The organism is Nocardia salmonicida NBRC 13393 (assembly GCF_001613085.1).
Taxonomy (GTDB): domain Bacteria; phylum Actinomycetota; class Actinomycetes; order Mycobacteriales; family Mycobacteriaceae; genus Nocardia; species Nocardia salmonicida.
The window spans coordinates 49724-66146 of record NZ_BDBR01000052.1 but is presented as its reverse complement, the minus strand read 5'-3'; the positions used below and the strand labels follow the sequence as shown (position 1 = coordinate 66146).

Sequence of the window (16423 nt, the reverse complement as noted above, 5' to 3'; positions counted from 1 at the left end):
CTGCTCGCCGTGGCCCGGTGGGCCGGCTACAGCGCGCTCGTGCGCACCGAGAGTCGCGGCATCCACCAGCGCATCGACCACCCCGACGCCCGCTCGGATTGGCTGGTCCGGCTGCGTTGCGGTGGGCTCGACGAGGTGTGGGTGCGCCGCGAGGAATGGCCGGAGCCACTCGGCGGCGAGCTCACCGCGGCCACCCCCGCCGCGGTGTGAGAGTTCACCGGATGTTCCCGCTGCGCTGCGAGTTTTCGCTTACGCCACGGCAATTCGACACGGCTACGCTCGACACATGACGCGGTTTGGCAATCGACGCACCATGCTGGCAGAATGTTGCGGATTCCCTACCCTTGCCACCGCCGGGTTCGGGGACCTCGGTGACCTTCCGCCGTGCGACGCACCGTCGCAGCGTAGGTCGACCCGTTCTGCTCGCCCGGACGCACCCGTCCGGTTCCGCTCGGCGGATCAGTGCCGCGCCATGCGTCCGGTTGCCACCGCGAAACGCGTGCGGTCGCGCACTCGATGAGCGTTGTAGCGATCCAGCGTCCCAGTAATCCGTTTCCGATATACCCGGCGGTAACCGTCCCCCGGTTGAGCCCGACTCGAGCAGGAGTGAAATCGTGTCACCTGTGACTGACGCACCGAATGCCACCGCGGCGCCCAAGGCCGATGACGCAGCGAGCCTCGCTGCCATCACCAACGACGAGATCTTCGCGGGCCACCTCGGCGGCAAGCTGTCGGTCGAGCTGGCCGCGCCCCTCGAGACCCAGCGCGATCTGTCCATCGCCTACACCCCCGGTGTCGCCCAGGTCAGCCGTGCCATCGCCGAGGATCCCGCCCTCACCAAGCGCTACACCTGGACCGACCGCCTGGTGGTCGTGGTCAGCGACGGCACCGCCGTGCTCGGCCTCGGCGACATCGGCCCGCGCGCCTCGCTGCCCGTGATGGAGGGCAAGGCCGCGCTGTTCAAGAAGTTCGCCGGTCTGAACTCGATTCCGCTCGTGCTCGACACCACCGACCCCGACGAGATCGTCCAGACGCTGATCCACCTGCGTCCGAGCTTCGGCGCGGTGAACCTGGAAGACATCTCCGCCCCGCGCTGCTTCGAGATCGAGCGTCGCGTCATCGAGGCGCTGGACTGCCCGGTCATGCACGACGACCAGCACGGCACCGCCATCGTGGTGCTGGCCGCCCTCAAGGGCGCGGCCGCGGTGCAGGGCCGTGACATGTCCGGCCTGAAGGTCGTCGTCTCCGGTGCGGGCGCGGCCGGTGTGGCCTGCGCGAACATCCTGATCGCGGCGGGTGTCCCCGATGTGGTCGTGCTCGACTCGAAGGGCATCGTCAGCGCCGGTCGCGACGGTCTCAACGGTGTGAAGGCCGACCTGGCCGCCCGCTCCAACCCGCGCGGCCTGACCGGTGGCCCGGCCGCCGCGCTGGCCGGTGCCGATGTGTTCCTCGGCCTGTCCGCGGGCACGATCCCCGAGGAGCTCATCGCCTCGATGGCGCCGGAGGCGATCGTGTTCGCCATGTCCAACCCGGACCCGGAGATCCACCCCGACGTGGCCGCCAAGTACGTGGCGATCGTCGCGACGGGCCGCAGCGACTTCCCGAACCAGATCAACAATGTGCTCGCCTTCCCCGGCGTGTTCAAGGGTGCGCTCGATGCCGGTGCCCGCCGCATCACCGAGGGCATGAAGGTCGCCGCCGCGAACGCCATCTTCGGTGTCGTGGCCGACGAGCTCGCCGTCGACAAGATCATCCCGAGCCCGCTCGATCCGCGCGTGGCTCCGGCTGTGGCCGAGGCCGTCGCGGAAGCCGCGCGCGCCGAGGGCGTCGCCTAGTTTCTGTTGACGCAGCGCCCCGTTCCCACCGGAACGGGGGCGCTGTCGCGTTATCTGGGATCATCCAACGATGACCACTATCACCGTGCAGCTTCCCGATGACGTCGCCGAGCAGCTCGCCGCCGCCGCGACGGCTGCGGGCGTCTCGGTGAATGTGGCGATGGTGCAGGCGGCGCAGGAGTGGATTCACGCCAACGCCCAGCGGGCCAGGGAACGCGCCAGGATACAGGCGGTGCTGGCCGACGACCCGCACCTGCGGGCGCTACTCGGTGACGACTGAGATACGGGTGAGGTCCGCCGAGGTGCGCGTGAGCCGACCGGTGCCCGGCACGCTCGCCCACACCGCCACCGCCAGCAGCCCGTCGAGCACGAGCGCGAGCACGGCGACCAACAGCGCACCGACCAGCACCAGGTCGTAGCGATAGAGCCCGATCCCGTCGAAGATGTAGCGGCCGAGCCCGCCGAGGTTGACGTAGGCCGCGATGGTCGCCGTGGCGACGACCTGCAAGGTGGCGTTGCGCAAACCGCCGAGCATCACCGGCATCGCATTGGGCACCTCGACCCGGAACAGGATCTGGCTCTCGGTCATCCCCATCGCCCGCGAGGCGTCGACCACATCGGCGGCCACATTCGCGATCCCCGCGTACGCCCCCGCCAGCAGCGGCGGGATGCCGACGGTGATCAGTGCCAGCAGCGGCGGGATCAGCCCGAGCCCGAGGCCGAGCACCAGAAAGGTGAGCAGACCCAGCGTCGGCAGCGCCCGCATGGCATTGGCGAAGCCGACCATCACGGCACTGCCGCGGCGCGTATGCCCGATCACCAGCCCGAGCGGCACCGCGATCACCGCCGACAATGCCACCGTCAGGAAGCTGTACCACAGATGTTGCAGCAGGCGATGTTCGATGCCGGTGGGCCCACCCCAGTTGGTGCCGTCGCTCACATAGTTCCAGGCCTCGACGAACAGGTTCACGCGCGCGCACCTTTCCGGGTCACGCGCGCGTCGGCGCGAGTCCACGGGGTAGCGAGGGTGCCGAGCAGGAATACCAGCCGATCGAAGATCAGCGCCAGCACCAGGGTGACGATGATGCCCGCGACGATCTGGTCGGGGTAGTCGCGCTGATAGCCCTGGGTGAACAGCTTCCCGAGCCCGCCTACGCCGACCAGCGCACCGACCGACACCATGGCGATATTGGTGACCACCACCACGCGCAACGAGGCGGTGAAAACCGGGAGCGCCAACGGCATATCGACGGTGAGGGTGCGACGCAGCCGGCCGAAGCCGATCGCGTCGGCGGCGTCGATCACGCTGTCGGGCACCGTGTCCAGCGCCATCGGCACCGCGATCAGCAGCAGCGCGGTCGAGTACACGGTGAGCGCGATGATCACATTGAGCGGGTCGATCATCGAGATGCCGATCAGCGGCGGAATGATCACGAACAGCGCGAGCGAGGGAATCGTGTAGGCCAGGCTCGACATCGTGGTGCTGATCCGGCGGGCCCAGCGGTTCGCGCGCACCAGCGCGCCGACCGGCACCGCGATCACCAGGCCGAGCAGCAGCGGGATCAGTGCCAGCACCAGGTGGGTGCGGGTGATCGCCATGACTTCGGCGAAGTTGTCGATCAGATATCTCACGACGTGCCCTGGGTGAAGAACTCCTGATTGCGTTCGGAGTCTTCGGCTTTCCGCTGTTCGGCGAGTTGGGTCAGCACATCCGCGGCGAGCAGTCCGCCGCGCACCGCACCCGCTTCGTCGACGGCGACGCCGATGCCGGAGGGCGAGGAGATGGCCGCGTCCAGTGCCTGACGAAGGTCGCCGTCCGGGGTGAACAACGAGCCACCGGCGGAAACGCTCGAGTCCAAGGGTTTTCCGGCACGCACCCGCTCCATGCCGGTGACGTCGATCCAGCCGCCCGGTTTGCCGAGGGCATCCACGACCAGTGCCCATTCGCCTCGGGCGAGCCGCAATTCGGCGATGTCGTCCGGTTGGATCGTCCGAATCGGCGCCAGCGCAACAGCTTCGGCGCTACGGAACGACAGCCCTCGATAGCCGCGATCCCTTCCGACGAATCCCGCTACGAAATCCGTTGCGGGCTGCGCCAAGACCTTCTCGGGAGTGTCGAACTGCTGCAGCACGCCGCCCCGCCCGAACACCGCGATCTTGTCGCCGAGGGTGATCGCCTCGTCGATATCGTGGGTGACGAACACGATCGTCTTGTGCAATGCGGACTGCAACCGCTGCATCTCCGATTGCAATTCCGCCCGCACCACCGGGTCGACCGCACTGAACGGCTCGTCCATCAACAGCACCGGTGGGTCCGCGGCCAGCGCCCGTGCCACCCCGACCCGCTGCTGCTGACCACCCGAGAGTTGCGCCGGGTACCGTTCGGCCAGATCGCGATCCAGCCCTACCCGGTCCATCACCTCGAGCGCGGCGGCGCGGGCGGCCTTGCGTGACTGCCCGAGCAGAATCGGCACGGTCGCCACATTGTCGACCACCTTGCGGTTGGGCAGCAGCCCGCCGCTCTGGATCACGTAGCCGATGCCGAGGCGCAGTTTCACCGGATCGACCGTCGCGATATCGCGGCCGTCGATGGTGATGGCGCCCGCGGTGGGGTCGACCATCCGATTGATCATGCGCATCGAAGTGGTCTTGCCGCAGCCGGACGGCCCGACGAACACGGTGAACGATCCCGAGTCGATGTGCAGGTTCAGGTCGCGCACCGCGTGTGTGTCGTTCGGATAGGTCTTGTCGATACCGCGGAATTCGATGTCGGACAATGAATATCTCCTCGAGGCGCCGGTCCGCCTAGCCGATAGGGGAGTTCAGCCCCTGCGCGGTGATCCAGGCGAGCGCGGCGGCCTTCGGTTCGATCTTGCTCTCGCCCGAGACGGCCGTGTTCAGCGAGATCAGCTCGGTGGTGGTCAGTTTGGCCGATACCGCGTCGAGCACGGCGACGGCCTTATCGGTCTTCTTCGCGGAATTGAACAGCGGCACCACGTTCTGGGCGGCGAAATTGTGCTTCGGATCGGCGAGTACCACCAGGTTGTTCTGCGCGATCGCCGGTGAGGTGGTGAAGATGTCGGCCGCACTCACCTGGCCGTCGACCAGCGCGCGCACCGTCGCGGGGCCGCCACCGTCGGCGATCGGCACGAAATTGGCGTCGGTGATATCGAGGCCGTAGTTCTTCTCCAGACCCGGCAATCCACCCGGGCGCTGCGCGAATTCGGCCATCCCACCGAACTTCACCTCGGCCGAGTGCGGCGCGAGGTCGGCGATGGACTTCAAGTTCCACTTGTCGGCCGTCGCGCGAGTGACCACCACCGCGTCGGAATCCTCGCCGGGGGCGGGCGTCGCGATGGCGAGATCGTCGCCGAGCGCCTTGGTGAGTGCGGCGTTCACCTCGGGGGCGGCGGTGGCCGTGGCATCTTTGTCGAGGTATTGCAGCAGGTTGCCGGTGTATTCCGGGATCAGCGAGATCGCGCACTGGCGCAGTGCGGGGATGTAGGCCTCGCGCGAGCCGATGTCGAACTTGGTGTCGACCTTGAAACCGTTGATCCGCAGCACCTCGGTGTAGATGTTGGCGACGGTCTCGGACTCGGGGAAGTTGGCCGACCCGATGATCAACGCGTCGCTCGTGCAGTCGCCCTTCGCGGCGAGCGGATCGCTGTTGCCGCAGGCGGAGGCGATCATGGCGGCGGCCAGCGCCACCGCGGCGACCAGTACCCGGCCCGCCCGCATCGCGAGGCGGCGTGCCGGTCGACGTTGTCCTGGTGATGAGGAGGCGAAGTCGGGTTTCACTGGTGTCCTTCCGGCAAAGGCGGGCAGTGCGCTGTGCGTGCGACCCGGGGGCCACAGGTACATTCTGGTAGTTCATACTGCCCGCCGTCGGGCCGAATTGCGCGGGTTGACGGCAAATACGGAAAGTTGGTGTCGTCGGATGCACTCGGTCGCCGTGCGTGGAACCGCCGCCGCGATCCTGGCCGCAGCCTGCGCTTTCACCACTGTTTCCTGCGCCTCCGACGAGGCCCGTCCGGTGGTCGTGGTGGGTGGGGATTCGACCACGGAATCAGTTCTGCTCGCCGAGATCTATTCCCAAGCACTGGAACGCGCGGGCACCGACTCCGCCGTCGTCACCGGATTGCCCACCCCGCTGGCCGATCTCGACGCCGGTCGCATCGCGGTCTTGCCCGCCCGCAACGGCGCCCTCGTCGACCGCTGGAACCCAGCCTCCCCGGCACGCACACCGGACGAAGTGGTCGCCGCGGTCAACTCGGCTCTCCCACAGGGAATCTCGGTCTCCGATGCGGCGGATGGAACGGACCCGCGCCCCCGAGTCGCCCGCGCCCAGAGCGTCGTCGCTCTCTACCGCAGCGGCATCTTCGATCGCCAACAGCTGAAAAAGCTCAACTACGTAGCAGGCGAACTGACCACTGAGGAATTGGTCGACCTGATCCATCAGGTCGACACCGGTTCCCGGCCCGCCGACGCAGCCCGATCCTGGCTCGACGCCCACAGCCTCTAGCGTCACCCCTCCCGCCGATCTTCGGCGCCTCTGCCACCCCGCCATCGCGCACGGTTTCGGTGGTGTCCTGTCTCAGTAGATCTGGCCGATCAAGGCCGGGTGCAGGCGTGGTCGCGATTGAACGAGCCGGCACTTCCGGTGCCGGTGGGCAGGTTGCGGGTGGCGTCTGCGTATGCCTCCCCTGGGGTCGCCCCTTTACCGAAGCCCACGATCGGGAACCCTGCGACGATCGCGAGCGGACTCGTCACGACTGCACCGCAGCCGTTCGCGAACGTCACCATCATCCGGCAGTCGATGATGCCTTGCCCTTTGCACGCTTGGTCGGCGGCTCGAATGGCGTCGGCTTCCGTTGGGTGGTTGACCGAAAACGCGTAGACATTGCCCCACACGCTGAGGGAAACGGCGCCCCAATTGACCGGGTCGGCGGCGGCGGGCGGTGCCGCGAGGACGGCAGCGACGCTCACCGAGAGCGCGGCGGCCGCAAAGGACTTTTCGAACATGCGGTGTGCTTCCTCTGCGCGCCGACCAGGGTGCGGCGATCGCATGGAAGATACCGCAGCGCATGGACGCGAGGTTGCCCCAAAAGTCTTGGGGTCACGGCAAAGACCGTCACGAAACCCAGCGCGACCGCTTCATCGCGCTCGAGCCACGCCTCGTACTCCACCAGGTTGCGCGAGGCAGGACAGGTGGCTGGGTTATTCGCTTGCCAAGCTATGACCCGCTCCGTATATTCCTACTGGAATATTTGGTAGGGAACATGTAGCTGGTTGGAGGTGGCGGGGTGGGGCAGCCCGGGCGGAATGTGATGACGCCGTTGGCTATCGCGGTGCTCGCGTTGCTCGATGAGCGGCCCATGCATCCGTACGAGATGTATCAACTGCTGATCGCTCGCCGGGAGGATCTACTGGTCAAGGTGCGGCCGGGGTCGCTCTATCACGTGGTAGCCAGGCTGGCCGACGAGGAGATGGTGGCGGCGGAGGGCATCGGTCGGGCGGGGAACCGGCCGGAACGGACCACCTATCGGATCACCGATTCCGGGCGTACCGCGCTGCGCGGGCGGATCGCCGAGTTGCTGCGGACGCCGGTGCAGGAATATCCGATCTTCCGGTTGGCGTTGGCCGAGGCGCACACCCTCCCGCAGGAGCACGTTGTCGCATTGCTCGACGAGCGCGTGGAGTACCTGGGTCAGTCGCGAACCGACATGGACGTGCTACTCGACTGGGTGCGCAGCCGTGCCATCCCGCGACGCTATTACTTTGTCCTGGAATACATTCGGGCCACCATCCAGGCCGAACTCGGCTGGATCGAAGTCTTCGCCGCCGAACTCGGCAGCGGCGCCGTGCCGTGGGAGCAGTACGACCCCGACACCGGTGAACGGATCACCGACGATCACACCCACGAATGGCCGAGTGGGGATCACCCCGACGCCGCGCCCCGGCCCCGCTGGGCCGCCCGAAGCTGAATCCCTCTTGTGGAGATTGGAACCAATTCGATGACCACCCAACGTAATCCGTGGCTGGCGCTCACCGCGCTCGTGGTCGGGTTCTTCATGATCCTGTTGGATATGACGATCGTCGCGGTCGCCAATCCGGCCATCATGACCGACCTCAGCACCGATATTTCCAACGTCATCTGGGTCACCAGCGCCTACCTGCTCACCTACGCGGTGCCGCTGCTGGTCACCGGCCGTCTCGGTGACAAATTCGGGCCGAAGAACATCTACCTGATCGGCCTCGCGATCTTCACCGGCGCGTCGCTCTGGTGCGGCCTGTCCGGCAGCATCGGCATGCTGATCGCCGCCCGCGCCGCCCAGGGCGTCGGCGCCGCGTTGATGACGCCGCAGACGATGGCCGTGATCACCCGCACCTTCGCGCCGGACAAGCGCGGCGCCGCGATGGGCCTGTGGGGTGGCGTCGCCGGGCTGGCGACGCTGGTCGGTCCCATCCTCGGTGGTGTGCTGGTCGACAACCTCGGCTGGGAATGGATCTTCTTCGTGAACGTCCCGGTCGGCATCATCGCGTTCGGGCTGGCCGTGTGGCTCGTGCCCGCGCTGCCGACCAACGACCACAAGTTCGACATCGTCGGTGTCGTCCTCAGCGGCATCGGCATGCTCGCACTGGTTTTCGGTATCCAGGAAGGTAATTCGCAGGACTGGTCGCTGCGGATCTGGCTGCTGATCGGCTTCGGCGTGCTGATGCTGGTCGTGTTCGTGATCAACCAGGCACGCAACAAGGGCGAACCGCTGGTGCCCCTGAGCCTGTTCCGCGACCGCAATTTCGCGCTGTCGAACCTGGCGATCGCCGCGATGGGCGCCGCGGTCACCTCGATGATGGTGCCGTCGTACTTCTACCTGCAGGCGGTGCGCGAGATGACGCCGACCATGTCGGCGCTGGTCTTCGCGCCGATGGCGATCATCACCGGTTTCACCGCGCCGTTCATCGGCAAGGTGTCGGACAAGCTGCCGCCTCGACTGCTGCCGACGATCGGCTTCGTGCTGTTCGCCGGTTCGGTGGCCTCCTTCGGTGCGCTCATGAGCCCGGATTCGTCGATCGGCTGGTTCCTGCTCGCGGCCGCTGTCGCGGGTCTGGCCAACGCCTGCATCTGGGCTCCGCTCGCCACGACCGCCACCCACAACCTGCCGGTCGCCCAGGCCGGTGCGGGCGCCGGCATCTACAACACCACCCGCCAGGTCGGCTCGGTCCTCGGTAGCGCCGCGATCAGCGCCCTGATCGCCGCCCGCCTGACCGCCAACGGACTCGGCGGTGGCGGCCCGGTCGGCGAAGGCGCGGCCACCGGCCCGCTCCCGCCCCAGATCATCGACGAATTCAGCACCGCGCTGGCCCAGTCGATGATCCTGCCCGCCTCGATCCTGGTGATCGGCGTCATCGCCTCGGCCCTGTTCGTCGGCCACGGTAGATCGGCCGGAAAGGTTCCTACGCGGGAGAAAGCCGACGCGTCAGCCTGATCGCGGCGTCGCGTTCAGTTCACCTGGATGGTGAGAGTGGGGTAGCCGGTGGCGCCGTCGGGCACGACGTCCTGTTCGACGGCGGTTTGGGGCAGCCCGGTGGTGTCGATGGCGCGGGCACGCAGGGTGTGTTGGCCGGGAGCGGCGTCCCAGTCGTAGGTCCACTGGCGCCAGGTGTCGACGGTGACCTCGGTGGACAGGCGAGCGGGCCGCCAGTCGCCGTTGTCGATCTGCACTTCGACGCCGGTGACGCCGCGATGCTGGGCCCAGGCGACACCGGCGATCACGGTGCGGCCCTGCGGGATTCGGCCACGACCGCGCGGAGTGTCGATGCGGGTTCCGGTTTTGATGGGGCCCTGTGCCGACCAGCCGCGGCGGGTCCAATAGGCGGTGGCCCGGTCGAAGCGGGTGACCTCGAGTTCGGTGACCCACTTGGTGGCGGAGACGTAGCCGTAGAGGCCGGGGACCACGAGACGGGCGGGGTAGCCGTGCTGGACGGGGAGGGGTTCGCCGTTCATGCCGATGGCGAGCAGGGCATCGCGGCCATCGGTGAGTACGGAGAGCGGGCTGCCCGCGGTCCAGCCGTCTTTGCTGTGGGACAGGACCATGTCGGCGTCCGGGAGCGGGCGGGCTTGGGCGAGGAGTTCGTCGAGGCGGTAACCGAGCCACCGGGCATTGCCGATGAGGTCGCCGTTGATCGGATTGGACACGCAGGCCAGGGTCACCAGGCGCTCGACCGGGGTGCGGCGCAGGAGGTCGTCCCAGGTGAGGGTGATTTCCTGTTCGACCATGCCGTGGATGCGCAGCGACCAGGAGTCTGTGGATACCTGGGGAACGATCAGCGCGGTGTCGATGCGGTAGAAGTCGCTGTTGGGGGTGAGGTACGAGGTGAGCCCTGGCACGCGCAGGTCGGCGTCCGGCGGAAGATCCGGCAATGGCGCGGCCGCTCCGGGGAGTTCGACGGTTTCGCGCTCGGCCGTCACGTCGTGGCGGGCGCCGCCGAGTAGCCGACCCGCGAGCCCGGCTCCGACGGCGAGCACCCCGGTCGCCGCTATACCCCCGAGCACGCGCCGCCGCCCTGCTCCCGTGGTCGACGGGTCGCCGACCGTCGATGCGGCTTCGGCATCCTGTTGTGGCGCAGTGGGTTCCGTTGCCGGTCGCCGCGATTCGGCGGCGTCGTCGATCCGCCTGGTCAGCCCTCGCAACGCGAGAATCCCAGCGGCGGTGCCGATCAGCGCGGGCAGCGCACCGGCGAACCCGCCGACTCGGCCTGCCCCGATGACGGCGGCGACCACCCCGAAAACCGCGAACCCGACCGACCCGATCGGCCTTGCCGTCCGCTCCGCGACCCCGGCGACCCCCGCGACAACGAGCGCGACGATGCCCATGCACACGAACAACACGGCTTTGTCGTTCGTCCCGAAGGTCGAGATCGCCCACTCTCTGACCCCGTCGGGCGTGTGGTCGACAACGGTCGCGCCGAGTGCGTACGCGGGCGCACTACCGGCCCCGGTGAACACCGCGACCAACTCCGCCACACCGAGTACCAGTGCCGCGGCCACGATTCCGGCCATCGCCCGCATCAACGCCATGGTCCGAGCCTACGTCGCGACCGAATCGCCCCGGTGACCGATTTGTGACAGCCGAACGCCTCCCGCGATCCGCTCTCGAAAACTACACTGTGTAGTAGAAATGATCCCGCTCGGCAGGAGACCCGATGACCGAGACAGCTCCGGACACGACACTGCGCGCCGCGACGGCGGTCTTCGCCGTGGCACTCCTGGTCCACGGCGCCGACCATCTACGCCGAGGCATGGACGCCACCTCAGCACTGGTGAACGCCCTCGGCACCCTGCAACTCCTCTTCGCCCTGTTCACGGTGTTCCTGGTGTTCCGAGGTCACACGGCGGCCCCACGCGCCGCGGTGTTCATCGGCTTCGCGAGCGCGTTCGGCTTCACGATCGTGCACGTGCTCCCGGACTGGTTCGGCCCACTCAGCGACAGCTTCGTCAACGCCCCGCCGAGCTCCGGCGTCACCGGATTCTCCTGGTTCGCGGCACTGTTCGAGATCGCCGCCGACCTCGCGATCGCCTTGGTCGGATTGCGAGTGCTGCGATCCAGGCGGGTGAGCGTTGCGTGGAACCGCACGATGCCGCCCACCGCGCTGGGGTCAGAAGGTTGCCATTGATGCGGCGCTGGTTCGTTGATCGGGCGAATTTCTAGCGAACTCTGCAGGCCGAGGCATACTTTGGTGGCGTGCAACTTCGCTACCAATACCGTGTGTACCCGACGACGGGCCAGCGGAACGCGCTGGCTCAGACGTTCGGTTGCGCGCGGGTGGTGTTCAACGATGCACTGCGCGCCCGTCGTAGGGCTCACGAGTCGGGCGTGAAGCTGTCGGATACGGCGGTGCAGAAGTTGGTGGTTACCGAGGCCAAGCGCACAGTCGAGCGCGCGTGGCTGGCCGAGGTGGCGTCTGTTGCGCTGGTGCAGGCGTGCCAGGATGCAAGGCTGGCTTACCGGAACTGGTTCGACTCGATATCGGGCAAGCGCAAAGGGCGCAAATTGGGCGCGCCACGGCTCCGGTCCCGAAAGGACAATCGGCAGGCGATCCGGCTTACCCGAAACGGGTTCTCGCTGAAACCGGGTCGAAAGCTGTACATTGCGAAGGTCGGAGAGTTGAAGGTGGCCTGGTCGCGCGAGCTGCCGTCGTCGCCTTCGAGCGTCACGATCATCAAAGACTCCGGTGGGCGGTACTTCGCCTCGTTCGTTGTGGAGATCAGCAACGAACAACTCCCCGAGGCAGAGTCGGAAGTCGGCATCGATCTGGGGCTGACGACGTTCGCTGTGCTGTCGAACGGGAAAAGGATCACCTCTCCGAAGTTTCTGCGGCAGGCCGAGCGCAGGCTCCGTCGGGTGCAGCAGTCGTTGTCGCGCAAGGAAAAGGGCAGCAAGAACCGGGCCAAAGCGTGCTTGCGGGTGGCAAGGGTTCACGCCAGCGTGGCCGATGCCAGGCTGGATTTCGCGCACAAGCACTCGACGCAGATCATCCGCGACAACCAAGCGGTGTTCGTAGAGGACTTGTGTATTCGCGCGTTGGCTCGAACCCGGTCGGCGAAGTCGGTTCACGACGCCGGGTGGGGAATGTTCATCCGACTGCTCGAGCAGAAGGCGCGACGGTACGGGCGGGCCTTCTGTAAGGTGAACCGCTTCTATCCCTCGAGTCAGATCTGCTCCACATGTGGTGTGCGCGACGGACCGAAACCACTCTCGGTCCGGGAATGGACGTGCGTTTGCGGGGCGGTTCACGACCGCGACCTCAACGCAGCCAAGAACATCCACGCCGCCGGACGGGCGGAGTGGCTAAACGCCTGCGGAGAGGCTGCAAGTCTTTCCGCCTAGCGGGAAGCGAGCCCCTGTGAAACAGGAACCCACCGAGGAGACCCGAAAGGGCTCAGTAGGATTCCCGGTCGTTCACGACCGGGAGGGCGTCAAAGCACGTTCTCTCTTACGATTCGTGTCTGCAGTCTTGTTGGCAGCCGCGATTCCCCTGGTATCGCCCACCCATTCCGCTACCGCCGCACCCTGTTCCGATATCGAGGTGGTGTTCGCTCGCGGGACCGCCGAGCCGGGCGGCGAACTCGGTCTGACCGGTGTCTCCTTCGTCGAAGCGCTGCGCGCGAACGCGGGCGGACGCTCGGTCGGCTCGTATGGCGTCGACTACCCGGCCAGCAGCGACTTCGCCGACCGGCTGGCCTTCGCGCGCACCGTCGTGGAGGGGATCGGTGATGCCCAGCGGCGGGTCGAATACCTCGCGGCGAACTGCCCGAGCTCCCGGATCGTCCTCGGCGGATATTCCCAAGGCGCGGCGCTGGCCGGTTTCGCGACCGGTGTCGGTGTGCCGGAGGGTGTGCTTCCGGAGTACGAGATGTATCTGCCGGAGCCGATGGCGCCCGAGGTGGCCGAGCACGTCGCGGCGGTCGCGCTGTTCGGCAAACCGTCGGATCGGTTCATGGCCGACGCGGACGCACCGGCGGTCTCGGTCGGCGCGCCCTACAAGAACAAGACCATCGAGCTGTGTATCCCCTCGGACAACATCTGCGACGGATCCCCACTCGCCCAACCCAATGCCGCGCACAGCCTCTACGGCATCAACGGAATGACCATCACCGCGGCGCAATTCGCGGCGCAACGGTTCTGAACAGCCGAAAAGCCGGTTGCGCGAACGCAACCGGCCTAACGCATGCGTGGGATCAGGAGTAGATCTTGTCTACTTCGCCCGCGTACTGTTTCATGACGACGGCGCGCTTGAGCGACATCTTCGGGGTGAGCTCGCCACCCTCCTGGGTCCAGTCGACCGGGAGGATGCGGATCTTCTTGATCGCCTCGGCCTTGGAGACCTTCTTGTTGGTCTCGTCGATCGCGGCCTGCACCTCGGCGACCAGCGCCGGGTTCTCGATCAGGGTCTCGATCGCGGTGTCGGCGGCGACGCCGTTGCGATCCTTCCAGCCCGGCAGGGCCTCCGGGTCGAGGGTGATCAGCGCGCCGATGAACGGCTGGCCGTCGCCGACGACCATGACCTGGCTGATCAGCGGGTGCGCGCGCAGGGCGTCCTCGAGGACCGCGGGGGAGACGTTCTTGCCGCCCGCGGTGACCAGGATTTCCTTCTTGCGACCGGTGATGGTGACGAAACCGTCGGCGTCGATGGCGCCCAGGTCGCCGGTCTTGAACCAGCCGTCCTCGAACGCCTCGTCGGTGGCCTCGGCATTGCCCCAGTAACCGTCGAATACGACCGAGCCCTTGAGCAGCAGCTCGCCGTCTTCGGCGATCTTGGCCGCGTGGCCCTGGATCGGGCGACCGACCGAGCCGACCCGGATGAACGCGGGCGTGTTCACGGTGAACGCGGCGGTGGTCTCGGTCAGGCCGTAGCCCTCGTAAATCGTCACGCCGGCACCGCGGAAGAAGTGGCCGAGGCGCGCGCCCAGCGGGCCGCCACCGGAGACAGCGGCCAGGCACTGGCCACCGAGGGCCGCGCGCAGCTTGCTGTAGACCAGCTTGTCGAAGACGAAGTGCTTGAGCTTGAGCAGCAGGTCAGGGCCGCCCTTGGTCTCGAGCGCCGTGCTGTAGGCGATGGCGGTCTCCGCGGCGGCGTCGAAGATCTTGCCCTTGCCGCCGTCGTGCGCCTTCTGCTTGGCGGAGTTGAAGACCTTCTCGAACACGCGCGGCACCGAGAGGATGAAGTCGGGCTTGAAGTCGCCGAACTGCTCGACCAGGGTGGTCCAGTCCGAGCTGTGGCGGATGGTCACCTTGGAATCGAAGGCGATCAGCGCGACAGCGCGGGCGAACACGTGCGCCAGCGGCAGGAACAGCAGGGTCTTCTGACCCTCGGAGACGAACGCGCTGAGCTCGATGCCACCCGAACGCGACTCGGCCCACAGGTTCGCGTGGGTCAGCTGGACGCCCTTGGGGCGGCCGGTGGTGCCCGAGGTGTAGATCAGGGTCGCGGGGGAGGCCGCGCCGACCTGCTTGCGACGCTCGTGCACGACGGAGTCGTCCAGCTCGGCGCCGCGCTCGGTGAGCGTGTCGATGGCGCCCTTGTCGATCTGAATGGTCTCGGCCAGCGCGGGCAGCGAACCGGCTTCGATCTCGTCGATCGTGGCACGGTGCTTGTCGTTCTCGACGACCAGCAGCTTGGTCTCGGAATCCTGCAGGATCCACTTGGCCTGCTCGGCGGCCGAGCTGTCGTAGATCGCGACGGTCACGCCACCGGCGGCCCAAATCGCGAAGTCCAGCAGCGTCCACTCGTAGCGCGTGGCGGCCATGATCGCGACGCGGTCGCCCAGTTCGATGCCGGAGGCGACCAAGCCCTTGGCAACGCCGGTGACGGCCTTCGCGAACTGCGCTGCCGTGACGTCGTTCCAGCCGCCGCTGCCGTTCGGGACGTTGAACAAGACCGTATTCGGCGTCTCTTCGCCGAAGCGGAAGACGTTATCGGAATTGTTCGCATCGTCCGGGATGGTGTAGGAAGCCGGAACTTCGAACTCTCGCATCTGTGCCCTTCCAGTGGGTTCTACTCGCCAGTAATCTACGACACGTTCGCGCGGGTCGCGATATCGCCGCCCGAATTGCCCGTCACCAGGACTTATCGTAAATCGTTGATCGATACCGGCTGAATTGCCTCTCGCAGGAATTCCGCGAGTTCGCTGAGTGCCAGCGCTGCCTCGGTGACCAGCGCGGCCTGCAGTTGCGCGACGTGCCAGAGTCCGCGGGTTTCGGTGAAGCGGACGTGCACGCCCGCTGCACGCAGGGCTGAGACGAGCTTGCGACACTGGTCGTGCAGGAGTTCGCTCACATCGACCTGCACGTAGGTGGGCGGCAGACCGATCAGGTTTCCCGACAGCGGGGCGTAACCCGCTTCGGTGGCGGCGGCGTCGCCCAGGTAGTAGGCGGCGCACGCCTGCGACCACGCCCGGTTGATCACCAGGTCGCGGTCCTTGCTCGGCACCTCGGTGGGGTCCACCCACGGTGCGATGAGGCCGAGTGCGGCCGGCGTCATCTGATGCCGCTCGATCAGCCGCTGCGCCAGCGCCATCGCCAGGCCGCCGCCCGCCGAGTCGCCGGCCAGACAGATCTGATCGGGCCGGTAGCCGACGTTGCCGACCAGGTCGAGGAACGCGGCTTCGGCGTCGTCGAGACCGGCCGGGAACGGGTGCTCCGGGGCCAGCCGGTAGTCCAGCGAGTACACCGCGCACGCTGTCTCGCGCGCGAGCCCGGCTACCAGCGAACGGTGCGTGGCGATGGAACCGACCACGTAGCCGCCGCCGTGCAGGTACAAGATCGCGCCCGCGGCACGTTCGGGCGGGACCGCCCGGGTACGCGAACCCGGAATGGCGGTCTCGGCGATCACGCGTTCGGCGGGGCGCCCGCCCAGCTGCAGGTGCTGCACGACGGAACCGTCGGGCACCAATTGCAGCCGGGAGACCGCGTCGAGCAGAACGCGCTGCACCACCACCGGTAGCCGCGCGTTGAGTGTCACCCGGAACACCGGGTCGAGCACCGTGCGGGCGATCGGCAGCGGAATCTTGAACTCGCGCATGGAGT

16 protein-coding genes and 1 pseudogene are annotated in these 16423 nt (G+C 67.3%); 9 read left to right on the top strand and 8 right to left on the bottom strand.

The annotated features are described in order from the left end of the window. From NS1_RS34540 to NS1_RS34530, 3 genes and pseudogenes are all read left to right on the top strand, one after another. Nucleotides 1-210: pseudogene (locus NS1_RS34540) on the top strand (pyridine nucleotide-disulfide oxidoreductase); the annotation flags it as partial. Nucleotides 211-614: 404 nt separating this feature from the next. Then, nucleotides 615-1835, top strand: a complete 1221-nt coding sequence (locus NS1_RS34535; RefSeq protein WP_062991359.1) for an NAD(P)-dependent malic enzyme — start codon at nt 615-617, stop codon at nt 1833-1835. 70 nt (nt 1836-1905) lie between these two features. After that, nucleotides 1906-2115, top strand: coding sequence for a ribbon-helix-helix protein, CopG family (locus NS1_RS34530; protein WP_062991357.1), 210 nt, complete (start codon nt 1906-1908; stop codon nt 2113-2115). Here the strand turns inward: NS1_RS34530 and NS1_RS34525 are convergent. The 4 genes from NS1_RS34525 to NS1_RS34510 are packed head-to-tail and all read right to left on the bottom strand — an operon-like array spanning nt 2098 to nt 5573. Then, a complete protein-coding gene (locus NS1_RS34525; RefSeq protein ID WP_062991355.1) occupies nt 2098-2805 on the bottom strand; it encodes an ABC transporter permease in 708 nt (235 codons plus the stop codon). The genes NS1_RS34530 and NS1_RS34525 overlap by 18 nt on opposite strands. After that, nucleotides 2802-3467: an ABC transporter permease gene (locus tag NS1_RS34520; protein WP_062991353.1), complete on the bottom strand. Its 666-nt coding sequence runs from the start codon at nt 3465-3467 to the stop codon at nt 2802-2804. The genes NS1_RS34525 and NS1_RS34520 overlap by 4 nt, the downstream gene beginning before the upstream one ends. Further along, nucleotides 3464-4612, bottom strand: a complete 1149-nt coding sequence (locus NS1_RS34515; protein ID WP_062991351.1) for an ABC transporter ATP-binding protein — start codon at nt 4610-4612, stop codon at nt 3464-3466. The genes NS1_RS34520 and NS1_RS34515 overlap by 4 nt, the downstream gene beginning before the upstream one ends. A gap of 28 nt (nt 4613-4640) precedes the next feature. Beyond that, on the bottom strand, nt 4641-5573 hold the full coding sequence (locus NS1_RS34510; protein WP_056813320.1) for an ABC transporter substrate-binding protein: 933 nt from the start codon (nt 5571-5573) through the stop codon (nt 4641-4643). Between the two features lie 199 nt (nt 5574-5772). Here NS1_RS34510 and NS1_RS34505 point away from each other — a divergent pair, with 199 nt between their 5' ends. Further along, nucleotides 5773-6357, top strand: coding sequence for a type 2 periplasmic-binding domain-containing protein (locus NS1_RS34505; RefSeq protein ID WP_062991350.1), 585 nt, complete (start codon nt 5773-5775; stop codon nt 6355-6357). Between the two features lie 89 nt (nt 6358-6446). Here NS1_RS34505 and NS1_RS34500 read toward each other — a convergent pair whose 3' ends face one another. Further along, a complete protein-coding gene (locus tag NS1_RS34500; RefSeq protein WP_062991348.1) occupies nt 6447-6857 on the bottom strand; it encodes a DUF4189 domain-containing protein in 411 nt (136 codons plus the stop codon). 281 nt (nt 6858-7138) lie between these two features. Between NS1_RS34500 and NS1_RS34490 the strand changes: the two genes are divergently transcribed. After that, on the top strand, nt 7139-7819 hold the full coding sequence (locus NS1_RS34490; protein WP_062991344.1) for a PadR family transcriptional regulator: 681 nt from the start codon (nt 7139-7141) through the stop codon (nt 7817-7819). A 30-nt stretch (nt 7820-7849) separates the two neighbouring features. Further along, nucleotides 7850-9322: a DHA2 family efflux MFS transporter permease subunit gene (locus tag NS1_RS34485; RefSeq protein ID WP_062991375.1), complete on the top strand. Its 1473-nt coding sequence runs from the start codon at nt 7850-7852 to the stop codon at nt 9320-9322. 14 nt (nt 9323-9336) lie between these two features. On the opposite strand, the gene NS1_RS34480 is transcribed toward NS1_RS34485, so the two are convergent. Continuing rightward, nucleotides 9337-10914 carry a molybdopterin-dependent oxidoreductase gene (locus NS1_RS34480; RefSeq protein WP_062991342.1) on the bottom strand — a complete coding sequence of 526 codons (1578 nt, stop codon included), beginning with the start codon at nt 10912-10914 and terminating at the stop codon, nt 9337-9339. A 125-nt stretch (nt 10915-11039) separates the two neighbouring features. On the opposite strand from NS1_RS34480, the gene NS1_RS34475 reads away from it, so the two are divergent. From NS1_RS34475 to NS1_RS34465, 3 genes are all read left to right on the top strand, one after another. Continuing rightward, nucleotides 11040-11510 (top strand): hypothetical protein, encoded by a 471-nt coding sequence (locus NS1_RS34475; RefSeq protein ID WP_062991340.1) that lies wholly within the window; start codon nt 11040-11042, stop codon nt 11508-11510. A gap of 68 nt (nt 11511-11578) precedes the next feature. Then, nucleotides 11579-12724: an RNA-guided endonuclease InsQ/TnpB family protein gene (locus tag NS1_RS34470; RefSeq protein ID WP_062991338.1), complete on the top strand. Its 1146-nt coding sequence runs from the start codon at nt 11579-11581 to the stop codon at nt 12722-12724. 115 nt (nt 12725-12839) lie between these two features. After that, nucleotides 12840-13523 carry a cutinase family protein gene (locus NS1_RS34465; RefSeq protein WP_062991336.1) on the top strand — a complete coding sequence of 228 codons (684 nt, stop codon included), beginning with the start codon at nt 12840-12842 and terminating at the stop codon, nt 13521-13523. A gap of 52 nt (nt 13524-13575) precedes the next feature. On the opposite strand, the gene NS1_RS34460 is transcribed toward NS1_RS34465, so the two are convergent. After that, nucleotides 13576-15372 carry an AMP-dependent synthetase/ligase gene (locus NS1_RS34460; protein WP_062991334.1) on the bottom strand — a complete coding sequence of 599 codons (1797 nt, stop codon included), beginning with the start codon at nt 15370-15372 and terminating at the stop codon, nt 13576-13578. 92 nt (nt 15373-15464) lie between these two features. Next, the gene (locus tag NS1_RS34455) at nt 15465-16418 is read right to left on the bottom strand and encodes an alpha/beta hydrolase (protein ID WP_056813283.1); all 954 of its coding nucleotides are present in this window, start codon (nt 16416-16418) and stop codon (nt 15465-15467) included. Nucleotides 16419-16423 lie beyond the last annotated feature (5 nt).